The organism is Sedimentibacter hydroxybenzoicus DSM 7310 (assembly GCF_013403245.1).
Classification (GTDB): domain Bacteria; phylum Bacillota; class Clostridia; order Tissierellales; family Sedimentibacteraceae; genus Sedimentibacter; species Sedimentibacter hydroxybenzoicus.
In genome coordinates this window covers 47,954-62,293 of sequence record NZ_JACBNQ010000005.1, presented here as the reverse complement: position 1 = coordinate 62,293, position 14,340 = coordinate 47,954, and the positions used below count along the sequence as shown (strand labels likewise).

Sequence of the window (14,340 nt, the reverse complement as noted above, 5' to 3'; positions counted from 1 at the left end):
AAGCGCAGAATATTTTGTTATTTCTTCTTGTTTTAATTGCATCCTGCACAGTAGTAAACGGTGTGGATTTAAAAATAGATGAAAACACAATATATGTTATAAAAGATTTAAATAAATATGAAAAAACTATTGAAGATATGAAGATAGTTGTTGAAAATATAAAAAAAGAAACGGCCGAGCAAAAAAAACATGTAAATGAATATGAAAATAATCAATATTCAGCCGATATAATGAGTATAAACGCTGAAATAGAAAAACTTAAGCAATACAGCGGATTTACCGATGTAAGAGGACCCGGGATATATTTAACGGTTTCGGACAGCTTGATAGATGATGATAGTATTGATATAATGAAAAGACTTATTCATGATGTTGATATAACCGTGTTGCTCAATGATTTAAAGGCAGCCGGTGCGGAAGCTATAGCTGTTAATAACAAAAGAATTATCAACGTATCTGAAGTGGTTTGTGCGGGACCTCTGCTGGGAATAAACGGAGATAAGGTTTCCGCTCCGTTCTTAATAAGTGCGATTGGTGATATGGAAGCTTTGTATGATGCTGTTAACGAAGAAGGAACGTATGCTTATGAATTAAAAAATAAGTATGGAATGGAGGTTGTTACAAGAATGACTTATGTAACGGTTCCTAAATTCCACGGAGATGATTATCGGATAAATTTTGCATCGAGTGCAGAAAGGTAAAGGGTTGGGTATGATTTATGTTATAGCCGGAGTAGTTCTTGGTATTATTGCGGGAATGAATTTAAATTTAATTTACAGTCCCGAATATGCAGTTTATATTTCGCTTGGTATATTGGCTATTATTAATGTAATTTTCAATATGATAAACGATAATATTAAAGGCGAGCTTACATTAATTAAAAGCATTGCCTATCTTGCATGTGATTTGTTTTTTGGATTGCTACTGGGATATGTGGGAGAACAATTGGGACTTCCTATATACTTGGCAGCTGTATTTGCATTCGGAAACAATATTTATAAAAATTTAAGAAACATTATTAATATTATGCTTGAAAAGCGTAAATAATTAAAATGTTTTCTCTCTGAACAGGAGGGTTGACGTACAAAGTAACTATTGAAAAAAAACGGACAAACTAAATAAAAATATATATGAAATTTAATAAGCTTATGATATAATGTTTAAAATACTGAAGAAATTTCTCTTTTTATAGGAGGTCAATATATGTTTCAATTTGAGGAACCATCAGAAAGATTAGCAAATATAAAGGTTATCGGTGTTGGCGGAGGCGGAAATAATGCCGTTAACAGAATGATAGATGCCGGAGTGAGAGGCGTAACTTTTATCAGCGTAAATACGGACAAGCAAGCATTATACACATCGAAGGCAGACATTAAATTCCAGATAGGTGAAAAATTAACTAACGGTCTCGGTGCCGGCTCTAAGCCTGAAATAGGTGAAAAAGCCGCTGAGGAAAATAAACAGGATATTGCCGAGTTAGTTGAAGGAGCCGACATGGTATTTATAACTGCCGGTATGGGAGGCGGAACCGGTACAGGTGCGGCGCCTTATATAGCAGGTATTGCCAAGCAACAAGGAATACTTACTGTTGCAGTTGTTACAAAGCCTTTTATATTTGAAGGCAGAAGCAGATCTAAGAATGCTGAACTAGGATTGAAAAAATTAAAAGAAAATATAGACACATTGGTAGTTATACCTAATGATAAGCTGTTAGAAATTTCAGACAAGAAAACAACGATGCTTGAGGCATTTTCACTTGCTGATGATGTATTGAGACAGGGGATTCAAGGTATTTCCGATTTGATTGCAATACCGGCAATCATGAATTTGGACTTTGCCGACGTTGAAACCATTATGTCTAATCAGGGTTTAGCTCATATGGGTATAGGACAAGCAACCGGCGAAAACAGAGCATTGAATGCAGTTAAACAAGCTATTCAAAGTCCGATGCTTGAGACCTCAATAAACGGAGCCAGAGGTGTATTGTTAAACATTACAGGTGGAACTAATATGGGCATCCATGAAGTAAATGAAGCTGCTAAATTAGTAGAAGAAGCTGCTGACCCTGAAGCAAATATAATATTTGGAGCAAATATTGACGAAACTATTGGAGATTCTATAAAAATTACCGTTATTGCGACCGGCTTCGGTGAAAATAGCGATAAAATACTGAAGGATTCTAAGATACCTGCCAAGGATGAGAAGGATAAATCAAAGGAAAATCCATTTGATTTCCAGATACCATCATTTCTAAATAAAAAATAAGTTAAACATGTATAATCCGTTCCTGTCATTCCGAACGATAGTGAGGAATCTTAGGTTTTCAAGTACTGAGATCCTTCGAGCTAAGCTCTCAGGGTGACAAATCGTTGGGTGACGATAAATAGTAATGTTGATATTCTAAGGCGGTGAAAACCGTCTTTTTTCTTGCATTATTTATATATATGTGATATTCTGTTTAATGTTTGAATTTTGAAAGATAAAAATAATTATATATAGTAAGGAATGATTAAATGATTACAGTAACAAATTTATCGCTTCAATTTGGAGGAAGCAAGCTTTTTAATGACGTTAATTTAAAATTTGTTCCGGGAAACTGCTATGGCGTAATCGGAGCAAATGGAGCAGGGAAATCTACTTTCCTGAAAATATTGTCAGGAGAGATTGATTATACTACGGGAGAAATAGCTATACCAAACAATGTCAGAATGTCTGTGTTAAAACAGGACCATTTTATGTATGACGATTATTCTGTTATGGAAACAGTTATAATGGGCAATAAAAGATTGTATGAAATAATGAAAGAAAAGGATGCCCTCTATGCAAAAGAAGATTTCACCGATGAAGACGGTGTGAAGGCATCCGAATTAGAGGGAGAATTTTCCGAAATGAACGGATGGGAAGCCGAAACAGAGGTAGCGCAAATACTTCAGGGTTTAGGTGTAAGCACGGAGCTTCATTATTTATATATGCGTGATTTAAACGGCGGTGACAAAGTTAAGGTAATGCTTGCTCAGGCATTGTTCGGCAGACCGGGGATAATCCTGCTTGATGAGCCGACAAACAACTTAGATATTGATTCTATAGATTGGTTGGAGGATTTTTTGCTGGACTTTGAAGGCTTAGTAATTGTTGTATCCCACGACAGACACTTTTTAAACACTGTTTGTACTCATATAGTTGATATAGATTACAAGAAAATTAAAATGTATGTGGGCAACTATGACTTCTGGTATGAGTCAAGTCAGTTAATGCAGCAGTTGATGAGGGATCAGAACAGAAAAAGAGAAGATAAAATAAAGGATTTACAAAACTTTATTCAAAGATTCTCAGCCAACAAATCTAAATCAAAGCAAGCAACATCAAGAAGAAAGCTTCTTGAAAAATTAGAGATTGAAGAAATGCCTGCATCATCCAGAAGATATCCGTTCGTTAAATTCACTCCTGACAGAGAAGTAGGCAACGAAATATTGACGGTTGAAGGGTTATCAAAAAATATAGACGGCATTGACATATTAAAGGATGTTTCATTCAGAGTAAACAGAGATGATAAAATATGTTTTATAGGTGAAAATGAGCTTGCTCAGACAACCTTGTTTAAAATATTAACAGGTGAAATGGAACCGGATACAGGAACTATTAAATGGGGACAAACAATTACCAAGTCGTATTTTCCTAAAGACAACTCGGTATTTTTTGACGATGTTAAATTAAATCTTGTTGACTGGATGAGACAGTTTTCCGAGGATCAATCAGAAAGCTTCCTTAGAGGATTCTTAGGTCGTATGTTGTTCTCCGGAGATGACGCATTGAAACCTTCAAATGTATTGTCCGGAGGAGAGAGAGTAAGATGTATGCTTTCAAGAATGATGCTTTCAGGCTCTAATGTACTCATGCTTGATCAACCGACAAACCATTTGGATTTGGAATCAATTACCGCATTGAACAACGGTTTGATTGATTTTAAAGAAATTGTGCTGTTTTCATCACACGACCATCAGTTTATTCAAACAATCGCAAACAGAATTATCGAGCTTACTGAAGACGGTATGATAGACAGAGCTATGACTTACGATGAATATATAGAGAGAAGAAAATAATACAACCAAACGGGGACTACAACCAAACGGGGACGGTCCTTTTTGGGACTGAACTTCGTCCCAAAAAGGACCGTCCCCGTTTGGTTCGTTTGGTTGCCCATCATTGGAACTACAAAAAACGTTTTTGTAAATAATTAGCAATTAAAATTTAGCATAAAAGGTTGACAAATGCGGACTTATATGCTAATCTATATGTGTATTACAGAGTATTTATGGATTTCACATGTTTTTTAGATATTATATGTGGTTGCTGTATATATAATATGTAAAAGCGTGTGAATTTTTTTATACAATGCAATATAATTATTATTTTTTTAGGAGGTACTCATGGCACAGGGTACAGTTAAATGGTTTAACTCAGAAAAAGGATTTGGATTTATCACAAAAGAAGATGGAAATGACGTATTCGTACATTTCTCAGCTATCCAAGGAGATGGATTCAAGACTTTAGAGGAAGGTCAAAAAGTTAGTTTTGATGTAACTCAAGGAAACAGAGGAGACCAAGCAGCTAACGTTACAAGAATATAACTGGCAGCTAAAAACAAAAAATCGGGATATTCCCGATTTTTTTAGCATCAACCAATAGGGGACGGTCCTTTTTGGGACTATTCAGTCCCAAAAAGGACCGTCCCCTATTGGTTGGTTGGAGGAGGCAATATGAATTTTAACAGTTGGTTAGAAAATAAAATAAATAATATAGAAAATTTTATAATAAATATTATCGGTGAGGAAAATAATCCTCAAGGTGTAATTTATGAAGCAATGAACTACAGCTTGCTGTCGGGAGGCAAGAGGTTAAGACCTGTTTTATTATTGGCTTCGTACGAATTGTTTAAGGATAACTCAACAGATGTAATGCCATTTGCTTGCTCGATGGAAATGATTCATACATATTCATTAATACATGATGATTTACCGGCTATGGACAATGATGACTACAGAAGAGGAAAATTGTCAAATCATAAAAGATATGGTGAAGCAATTGCAATATTGGCAGGGGATGGACTGCTGAACAAGGCATTTGAAACAGGGATTAAAGCATGCTTAAGCTGTGATGATAAAAGCAGGGGTTTAGGAGCTTTAAATATTATAGCAAAAGCTTCCGGAGTTGACGGTATGATCGGGGGACAGGTAGTTGATATGTCCGGTCATGAGAAAATTAAAACTTTAGAGGATTTAAAACATATGTATTCTTTAAAGACCGGTGCTATAATTAAAAGCAGCATAATTGCAGGAGCGATATTGGGTGGTGCGGATGAATCAGAGTTAAAGTCGCTGGAAATTTTCGCAGATAAAATAGGCTTAGCTTTTCAAATAGAAGATGATATATTGGACGTTACAAGCACACTTGAAAAGCTAGGTAAAAAAACAGGCAGCGATATTGCTAACGATAAAATTACTTATTTGTCTTTTGTATCAATAGAAGAGGCACAAAGTCACGCAGAGCAGCTTACTAAAGAAGCAACAGAAGCGTTAAGCATATTTGGCGATAAGGCAAAATACTTAATAGAGTTGGCGGAGTCACTAACAAAAAGAGACCACTGAGGCGACCTCAGGATTGGTTTGAGATTTCTTTGAATTAGCGATAAGATAAGCAGATGATCCAAATTTTCAATTTGGTGTCAGTCGCTTATACTGTAAGTGCAAAATATAAAGAGCGCATTTGCGCTCTTAAATTTATTATTAGTCAATTGTTAATCCATTGTCAACAGGTCGGCTACCCCATTTACGTTGCCGGCACCCATTGTTATTACTATATCTCCATCTTTTACCAGAGACTTTATTATTTTGGCAGCGGATTCAAAGCTTTCGGCATAATATCCGTCTTTGTTGTATTCTTTCATTTTACTTATTATATCTTTGGAATGAATTTCACCGGTATCAATTTCTCTGGCAGAATATATGTCTAACAGAATAACTTCGTCTGATAACAATAATCCTTCAGCAAACTCATTTAATAATTTTTTAGTTCTCGTAAAGGTGTGAGGTTGAAAAACGGTTATGATTTTTCCTGTGGCATATGTTTTTGCCGTTTTTAACGTTGCCTTCATTTCCGAAGGATGGTGTGCGTAATCATCGATTACTGTTGCACCATTATATTTTCCTTTGTATTCGTATCTTCTGTGGGTACCTTTAAAGTGATATAATCCGCTCTTTATAGTCTCAGTATCAATACCAAGACAAATACAAGCAGCAGCCGCAGCGACAGAATTGAAAATATTGTGTTCGCCAAATATTTTCAGGCTGATTTCAGCAACTTTTTTACCTTCATTCATTAAATCATAAGAAGGAACCGGAGTCAACTTTATATTTTCAGGATAATAGTCGGCACTGTCGTCGGGACCAAATGTTACTACCTTGCATTTTAGATTATTAAAAAGCTCTTTATGCTTTACATTTACTATCAGGTGTCCCGATTCAGGTAATATATTGGCGTACTCAACAAAAGCACTTTCAATATCGAGTAAATCCTTGTAGTAATCAAGGTGGTCTTCTTCTATATTCAGAATTATTTCCATTGTCGGATTAAATTTCAAAAAGTTTCTTCTGTATTCGCACGCTTCTGTCAGCATTAAATCATATGAACCTTTAAGTAAATTTCCTCCGAGAGAATCCATTTCACCTCCCAAAAATATGGTTGGCTGCAAATCTGTTTCTATTAATATCGAAGACAGCATGCCTGTTGTTGTGGTTTTTCCGTGTGTGCCGGAAACACAGATGGAATTTTTATAGTTCTTCATGATATAACCTAAAAACTCTGCCCTGCCCATAATATTCAAATTCAATTCCTGAGCCCGCAACAATTCCGGGTTATCATCTGAAATTGCAGATGTATAAACTACCAAATCTATATCATCAGTAATATTTTTGCTGTCGTGATTTATGTATATTTTAGCGCCGTTGTCTATTAATTTTTTTATTATGTGAGAATTGCTTCTGTCCGAACCGGAAACCTTAATTCCTTCACTAATCATTACTTCAGCCAAAGCACTCATGCTTATTCCGCCAATACCAATAAAATATATGGATTTGAAATTTTGATTCATTATCTTCTCCTTGAATATTCTTATATATTCATTTTATTCATACAATAAATGTCTTACTACTATTATTAGTAAGGATATTTATTAACTTTTGTCCTATGAACAAATCATAACATTATAACATGTCCCATTGCATTGTTCAATGGTTTTTAATTTGTTAAAAGTAGCAATTTTACCAAGTATATTATTCTTTCTTGATTTTTTAAATTCAGAAATGTATAATGAAAACAATTGGTTAGCGTTGATTAGCAATGGATAAGCAATTGATGAGTGAGGAGAGCAGAAAAAATTACTATGGAAATAACGGTAAACAGTTTAAAGGATACAGAACAATTAGGAAAGATTATAGGCAGATGCTTAGACGAAGGAGATGTTCTATGCTTAGACGGTGATTTGGGTGTGGGAAAAACTGCCCTGACACAGTTTATTGCGAAAGAATTCGGTGTCAAAGAGTATATAACGAGCCCCACATTCACAATAATAAAGGAATATGAAGGAAAATTACCTTTTTATCACATGGATGTATACAGGTTGGACTCAACAGATGATATGTATGATTTAGGTTATGAAGAATATATTTATTCTGAGGGTGTAACTGTTATTGAATGGTCTAAAAAAATTGAAGAAATTTTGCCGGAAGAAAGAATTAACATATACATAAAAAGAATCGATGACGTCAGACGCGTGCTGTATGTTGACGGTAGTGGGAAAGCCTATGATAAATTAGTTGGGGAGTTGAATAGTTATGAAAATACTTGCAATTGAATCAAGCTCTATAACTGCATCCTGTGCAGTTTCAGAGGGAGCTGATTTATTAGGAGAGGTATCATTAAATCATAAAAAAACACATTCAGAAAAGTTAATGCCGTTAATAGAAAAATTAATGGAGGAATTGGAGTTAAATATTAAGGATATTGATGTTATAGCAATATCTGAAGGACCGGGCTCGTATACAGGTCTTAGGATCGGTGCCTCAATAGCAAAGAGCTTAAGCTTTGCAGCAAACATACCTATAGCAAATATTCCCACAATAAAAGCTTTAGCCGGTAATATATATGATATTGATAAGTTAATCGTTCCTATAATGGATGCAAAGGCAGGACGTATTTATACGGGCATATATAAATGGGGAAAAGGAAATTTGGTCGGAGTGAAGGAACAATTTCCTTGCAACATAGATGAATTAATTGAAATCCTTAATGAATATAATAATCCTATTATATTCAACGGAGACGGGTCGGTTAACTATAAAGACATAATTGAGGAAAAGCTTAATAAAGAAATATATTTTGCTCCGGGAGTATTTAATAATTTACGTGCTTCAACCTTATCATATTTAGCATATAATAAAGCATTGAGAGGTGAATTATCTGATGCTTTTGATTTCAAACCTCAATATTTAAGATTATCCCAAGCCGAGAGGAATAAAAAATAAGGAGGGTTTATGCTTGTTAGAGGAATTAAACGTGACGATTTAGATCAAATAACCGAGATAGAAAAAACGTGTTTTTCATTGCCTTGGTCAAGAGAATCATACGAAAGGGAATTAGACAATAAATTAGCTTATTACCAATGTGCTGAAGAAAACGGGGTTGTTATGGGGTACATGGGTATGTGGCGCATACTTGATGAGTGCCATATAACAAATGTAGCAGTACTTCCTCAGTACAGAAAAAAGGGAGTAGCCACGCACCTGATTAATAAAATGATCGAAATATGTAAGTGCTCCGAAATTACCCAAATGACTCTTGAAGTCAGAGAGTCCAATATACCTGCAATTAATTTATATAAAAAATTCGGATTTTTAGAGCATGGGAAAAGACCGAGATATTATCAGGCACCTATCGAAGATGCGATCATAATGTGGAAAAGAATATAGGACGGAGATAAAATGAAAAGAAAAAACAGACGCAAGATGAAAAAGGCAATAATAACAGTTACAAGTTTATTAATAGTTTTGTTTGGAGCAATTTTTTTGATAGAAGGAAAAATTAATAATGAAAAGGATCCGGAAAATGACGATCCTGTTGTTGAAAGACCAAAGGATGAAGATCCGGCAGAGGAAAATCCTACAGAAGATCCAACCGAAAATCCAATATCAGAGGGTCCGGATGAAGATATACCGGAAGAACCTGTTAATATTGATAATGACAATTTGATTTTAATTGAGAGCCCTGAGGTTTATGATGTATTAGTAAATAAAAAAAGAACTCTTTCAAAAACGTATGTGCCGCAGGACTTAGTTAAATTAACTGAGGTTCCTACCGTGTTGGAGAATCCTGAAATTAATCAGCTTAGGGAAGTGGCATACAATGCGTTAATTGAACTGTTTAAGGCAGCAAAAGAAGAGGCAGATTATGAATTGTACGCGCGTTCAGGATACCGTTCATATGGTACACAAGAATCGTTATACAATTCGTATGTAGCCAATTGGGGAAAAGCGGCTGCGGATAAATTCAGTGCTAAGGCAGGTCAAAGCGAGCATCAGACCGGTTTGGCGATGGATATAACCTGCGAAGTCATGAACTTTCAGTTAGATGAGACATTCGGAGAGACCGATGAAGGAAAATGGGTTGCCGAAAATGCATACAGATTTGGCTTTATAATCAGATATCCCAAGGGTAAAGAGGATGTAACAGGATATATGTATGAGCCGTGGCATATAAGATATTTAGGAACTGAGTTAGCAAAAGAGGTTTATGAGTCAGGTTTGACTTTAGAAGAGTATTTTGAATAAAAAATGAGATTCTTCGGGTACACTCTTTGAATGACATGAATTGTGTCATCATAGGCAATAACGAAGAATCTCTTTTTTGTACTCGTTATAACAGATAAAAATATCCTAATACCAAAAATCCCAATACGATTCTGTAATAACCGAATGCTTTGAAATCATGCTTTCTTATGTAATCCATCAAGAATTTAATTGCAAAGATTGAAACTATGTATGCAACCAATGAGCCTATTCCTAAAACCATCCATTCAAATCCCGAAAATGCAAAGCCCGCCTTTAAAAGCTTAATCGCGCTTGCGCCTAACATTGTCGGAACTGCCATAAAAAATGAAAACTCGGTAGCAACAAATTTGGATGTTCCGAGCAGCATAGCACCTATTATGGTTGAACCTGAACGTGAAGTTCCCGGAATTAATGCAAGGCATTGAAAAATCCCTATGGAAAATGCTTTTAAATAGGACATATCATTGAAATGATTTATTCTTGACCTTTTTCTTCCGGCTTCAATAACAACCATTATTACTCCGTAGACAACCAGAGCAAGTGCTACCGTAACAGGATTGTAAAAAAGATCGAAAATCAAGTCATCATATAGAACGCCTACTACTCCTGAAGGTATAATAGCAACAATTACTTTAAACCAAAGAGAAAATGTATCTCTTTTTTGTTGTGACGTCTTTTGCTTCGCAAAAGGGTTAAGCTTAGTAAAATACAGTGTGATTACGGCTAAAATTGAGCCGAACTGAATTACTACTAAAAAAGTGTTTACAAATATATCTGAGAATCTCATTTTAATGAATTCATCAACCAAAATCATGTGGCCGGTACTGCTTATAGGCAACCATTCGGTAATACCCTGCACAATTCCCAGTATAATCGCCTTTATTATTTCTATAAAAACAATCAAAATAATACCTCCAAACAAATAATATTCAGTATATCAATATTATAATGTTTATTCAAGAAGTACATGAAAAATTAAACAAATTTTAATTTTCCGCAATTGGAGAACAATTATTAAGAGGGCATATTGTGCCCTCACGTCTTTATCAATTATTCAGCTGTTTTTACTACATTAAATCATAAATATCATTAGCGTATTGTACCGGGTCTTCTATTTGAAGTCCTTCAATCAATAAAGCCTGATTATACAATACATTAGACAACTTCTTTAATTTCTCTTTATCATTGTCGTATGCATTTTTGATCTTTTCAAACATTTGATGCCCTGTATTTATTTCAAGTATTTTTTCTGCACTTATGTCTTTTCCTGTACTGTCGGGCATTGATTTCAAAATCTTTTCCATTTCGATAGATAATTCACCTTCTGTCGCAAGGCATACAGGGTGAGTTTTTAACCTTTTAGATGCTTTTACTTCTTTTATTTTACCTGATAAAGCTTCCTTCATGAAATTGAATATATCTTTATTTTCATCATCCTGCTTTTCTTCTTCATCAGTTTTTATATCCAAATCTGAGCTTGAAGTATTTTTGAATTCCTTATCCTTGTAGTTCATAAGAACCTTTATGGCGAATTCATCAATTTCATCTGTAAAGTACAATATTTCGTATCCTTTATCTGATAAAAGCTCGCTCTGCGGTAATTTTGACAGAGTGTTTACATTTTCACCTGTTGCATAGTAAATATATCTTTGGTCTTCCTTCATGCGGGATACATATTCATCAAGTGTAACTAATTTTTTTTCCGTTGATGAATAGAACATAACTAAATCCTGAAGGTCTTCCTTATTAGCTCCCCATTCGCTGTATAAGCCGAATTTTAGTGTCTTTCCAAAATTGCGGAAGAATTCTTCGTATGTTTCTCTTTCGTCATTTAAAAGTGATAACAGCTCACCTTTTATTTTGTTTTTTATATTTTTTGCTATAAATTGAAGCTGTTTGTCATGCTGCAATATTTCTCTTGATATATTCAAAGATAAATCTGCGGAATCAACCAAGCCTTGTACAAAGCTGAAATAATCAGGAAGCAAATCTCCGCACTTGTTCATTATCAACACACCGTTGGAATAAAGTTCAAGCCCTTTTTCGAATTCTTTTGTGTAGAAATCAAAAGGAGTTCTTGAAGGTATATATAGTATTGCATTGTAACTAACTAATCCTTCGGCACTGATGTGTGTATATTTTAAAGGTTTTTCAAAACCAAAATGTTTTTCTTTATAGAAATTTTCATAATCCTCAGGTTTTAATTCGCTCTTATTTCTTCTCCAGATAGGAACCATGCTGTTTAATGTTTCATCTTCCTGATAATTTTCATATTCGTTTTCGGTTCCTTCCTTTAATCTTCTTTTCTTAACCATCATTTTTATAGGATACTTAATGAAATTAGAATATTTTTTAACTAAAGATTTGATATGATATTCATCAAGGAATTCATCATAATCAATGTCTTCTGTATTTTGCTTTACATTAATTATAATGTCGGTACCTGCTTCTTCTTTTTCACAAGGGGTTATTGTATAGCCGTCAGCACCTGTAGAAACCCATTTATATGCTTCGCTGCTCCCCATTGGTTTACTGATAACCGTTACCTTTTCAGCAACCATAAATGCAGAATAAAAGCCTACTCCGAATTGTCCGATTATATCGACACCATCCTTGATTTCATTGTTTTCCTTAAAATCAAGTGAACCGCTTTTTGCAATAATTCCAAGGTTAGAATCAAGTTCTTCCCTTGTCATTCCTATTCCCGTATCGGATATTTTTAAAATTCTTTCATCCTCATTAACGGTAATTCTTATGTAAAAATCATCCTTGTTAAATTCGATGCCGTTATCTGTAAGTGATTTGTAATAGCTTTTATCTATAGCATCGCTTGCATTTGAAATAAGTTCCCTAAGAAATATTTCCTTATGCGTGTAAATTGAATTGATCATTAAATCCAACAATCTTTTAGATTCAGATTTGAATTGTTTTTTAGCCATTTTATCATCCTTCCCTAAAACGTATTAGCACTCTGAAGTTATGAGTGCTAAATCTATTTTAACAAAGGACCTTAATTTGTCAAGAGCTAAATGACATTAGTTTATGCCGTGCTATTGTTTCGTAAGCTTTGATAAACATTTACCAATGCATTCCATGTATTTTCGTCAACTACACCTGTAGGAGTAAGATCTTCCATATTTTGAAATGCAATAACAGCATTTCTGGTATTGACATCAAAGATTCCTTCTGCTTCAATAGGCGGTATATCCGGGAATTGCGTAGATAAATATGAAAGCATAACTTCCAATATGAATATCCCGGGATAATATCTTCCCATACCTTCACTGTATTCTAATCCCAAAAAGTTTATGCTCGGTAAATATATTTCCTCAATCGGTAAATTTATCAAAATTCCGTAAGCTGTACCGTACAATGCATTCCATGTTTGCTGGTCAACGATTCCTGAAGGTGGAAATCCCATGAGTGTTTGAAATGCTTTGACCGCTTCTGTTGTTTCCGGCCCATAATAACCGTCTATTTGTACGGCTGGAATCGTCGGATAAAATATCGATAGCAAATCTAAAAAATATTGAATTAAAACTACTACAGGTCTGTTTCCTCCTTCCAAAATAATTGATGAATACAGTTCTATTAAATCGCGTATCAAAAGTCCTTCTGAGGTTAATTCGCCCAGGCGCGTTACGGCTATATAGATACGTCTTATATAGTACCAGGTTTCTTCATCCACTATTCCGGTAGCAGGCAAACCAAACACCTCCTGAAAAACTCTTACAGCATTTGCAGTTTGATCATCATAGTATCCGGTTATAGTAATTTTAGGTATAGCGGGATAATTATCCGATATTCTGTTTAATGAATGCTGCATTCTGAAAACCGTAATTCCGGAATCACCAATAGTTAAAGGTCTTCCTGGATAAGTTCCTACGATTACACCGGGTGCTGCACTTTGCTCTATTCTGATATTATCTCCATAATAATATCTAAGGATATCTAAAGCGTCGTATCCCTGATTAGCTAACTCGACTGTTCCCCACTGAGCCATACCGTTGCACTGTGCAATTCTCCCATCGCAAAATGTTGTAAACAGCGGCTCTATATGACCTTCCTGAACAACATATTGGTCAAACATTTCATTTGCTATATTCGCTATGGTATCAAAGATACCTCTGCCGTGTACGTATGCCTGGTCGTAAGCGGTTGAGCTGGTAATATCAAAGTCGTAACCTCTGCTTCTGTACCATTCTGTAAAAATTCTGTTCATGGCAACAGAGTTAATGGCATATAAATTAGCCCTGATTGCTTCTTCAGGCCATGTGGGGTACAGTTCACTTGACCCGACGTTTTTAATATAGTCTAAATAGGGGACAGTTACATTTAAAGCGTTTGGATCGTCCGGTGCTCCTAAGTGTACGGTTATTTCTACAGGAAAGGGAACTATCAAATGAGGCAGCATATCAGCCGGAAGATTAAAATCAGTTAATTCTTGAATCATAAAATA

At 35.0% G+C, this 14,340-nt stretch carries 14 protein-coding genes; 10 read left to right on the top strand and 4 right to left on the bottom strand.

The annotated features are described in order from the left end of the window. The first annotated feature begins 14 nt into the window (after positions 1-14). The 6 genes from HZF24_RS07150 to HZF24_RS07125 all read left to right on the top strand — a co-directional run bounded on the left by HZF24_RS07150 (position 15) and on the right by HZF24_RS07125 (position 5,645). On the top strand, positions 15-701 hold the full coding sequence (locus HZF24_RS07150; RefSeq protein WP_179237608.1) for a DUF881 domain-containing protein: 687 nt from the start codon (positions 15-17) through the stop codon (positions 699-701). Continuing rightward, on the top strand, positions 688-1,047 hold the full coding sequence (locus tag HZF24_RS18945) for a DUF1290 domain-containing protein (RefSeq protein ID WP_322790728.1): 360 nt from the start codon (positions 688-690) through the stop codon (positions 1,045-1,047). The genes HZF24_RS07150 and HZF24_RS18945 overlap by 14 nt, the downstream gene beginning before the upstream one ends. A 156-nt stretch (positions 1,048-1,203) precedes the next feature. After that, the gene (gene ftsZ / locus HZF24_RS07140) at positions 1,204-2,265 is read left to right on the top strand and encodes a cell division protein FtsZ (RefSeq protein ID WP_179237606.1); all 1,062 of its coding nucleotides are present in this window, start codon (positions 1,204-1,206) and stop codon (positions 2,263-2,265) included. 248 nt (positions 2,266-2,513) lie between these two features. Then, positions 2,514-4,100 (top strand): ABC-F family ATP-binding cassette domain-containing protein, encoded by a 1,587-nt coding sequence (locus tag HZF24_RS07135; protein WP_179237605.1) that lies wholly within the window; start codon positions 2,514-2,516, stop codon positions 4,098-4,100. A 327-nt stretch (positions 4,101-4,427) separates the two neighbouring features. Then, positions 4,428-4,628 carry a cold-shock protein gene (locus HZF24_RS07130; RefSeq protein WP_179237604.1) on the top strand — a complete coding sequence of 67 codons (201 nt, stop codon included), beginning with the start codon at positions 4,428-4,430 and terminating at the stop codon, positions 4,626-4,628. Between the two features lie 129 nt (positions 4,629-4,757). Next, entirely contained in the window at positions 4,758-5,645 is an 888-nt protein-coding gene (locus tag HZF24_RS07125) for a polyprenyl synthetase family protein (protein ID WP_179237603.1), read from the top strand. A 149-nt stretch (positions 5,646-5,794) separates the two neighbouring features. On the opposite strand, the gene murC is transcribed toward HZF24_RS07125, so the two are convergent. Next, entirely contained in the window at positions 5,795-7,147 is a 1,353-nt protein-coding gene (murC, locus tag HZF24_RS07120) for a UDP-N-acetylmuramate--L-alanine ligase (RefSeq protein ID WP_179237602.1), read from the bottom strand. A gap of 291 nt (positions 7,148-7,438) precedes the next feature. On the opposite strand from murC, the gene tsaE reads away from it, so the two are divergent. The 4 genes from tsaE to HZF24_RS07100 are packed head-to-tail and all read left to right on the top strand — an operon-like array spanning position 7,439 to position 9,881. Then, positions 7,439-7,909, top strand: coding sequence for a tRNA (adenosine(37)-N6)-threonylcarbamoyltransferase complex ATPase subunit type 1 TsaE (gene tsaE / locus HZF24_RS07115; protein WP_179237601.1), 471 nt, complete (start codon positions 7,439-7,441; stop codon positions 7,907-7,909). Further along, positions 7,890-8,579: a tRNA (adenosine(37)-N6)-threonylcarbamoyltransferase complex dimerization subunit type 1 TsaB gene (tsaB, locus tag HZF24_RS07110; RefSeq protein ID WP_179237600.1), complete on the top strand. Its 690-nt coding sequence runs from the start codon at positions 7,890-7,892 to the stop codon at positions 8,577-8,579. Before tsaE ends, tsaB begins: the two co-directional genes overlap by 20 nt. 9 nt (positions 8,580-8,588) lie before the next feature. Beyond that, positions 8,589-9,023, top strand: coding sequence for a ribosomal protein S18-alanine N-acetyltransferase (gene rimI / locus HZF24_RS07105; protein ID WP_179237599.1), 435 nt, complete (start codon positions 8,589-8,591; stop codon positions 9,021-9,023). A 12-nt stretch (positions 9,024-9,035) separates the two neighbouring features. Beyond that, positions 9,036-9,881, top strand: a complete 846-nt coding sequence (locus tag HZF24_RS07100; RefSeq protein ID WP_246345985.1) for a D-alanyl-D-alanine carboxypeptidase family protein — start codon at positions 9,036-9,038, stop codon at positions 9,879-9,881. 85 nt (positions 9,882-9,966) lie between these two features. Here the strand turns inward: HZF24_RS07100 and HZF24_RS07095 are convergent, their stop codons facing one another. The 3 genes from HZF24_RS07095 to HZF24_RS07085 form a co-directional block, all read right to left on the bottom strand. Beyond that, positions 9,967-10,782 carry an undecaprenyl-diphosphate phosphatase gene (locus HZF24_RS07095; RefSeq protein ID WP_322790729.1) on the bottom strand — a complete coding sequence of 272 codons (816 nt, stop codon included), beginning with the start codon at positions 10,780-10,782 and terminating at the stop codon, positions 9,967-9,969. 166 nt (positions 10,783-10,948) lie between these two features. Next, entirely contained in the window at positions 10,949-12,820 is a 1,872-nt protein-coding gene (htpG, locus tag HZF24_RS07090; protein ID WP_179237598.1) for a molecular chaperone HtpG, read from the bottom strand. Between the two features lie 101 nt (positions 12,821-12,921). Then, positions 12,922-14,334, bottom strand: coding sequence for a peptidoglycan-binding protein (locus HZF24_RS07085; RefSeq protein WP_179237597.1), 1,413 nt, complete (start codon positions 14,332-14,334; stop codon positions 12,922-12,924). Positions 14,335-14,340: the final 6 nt, after the last annotated feature.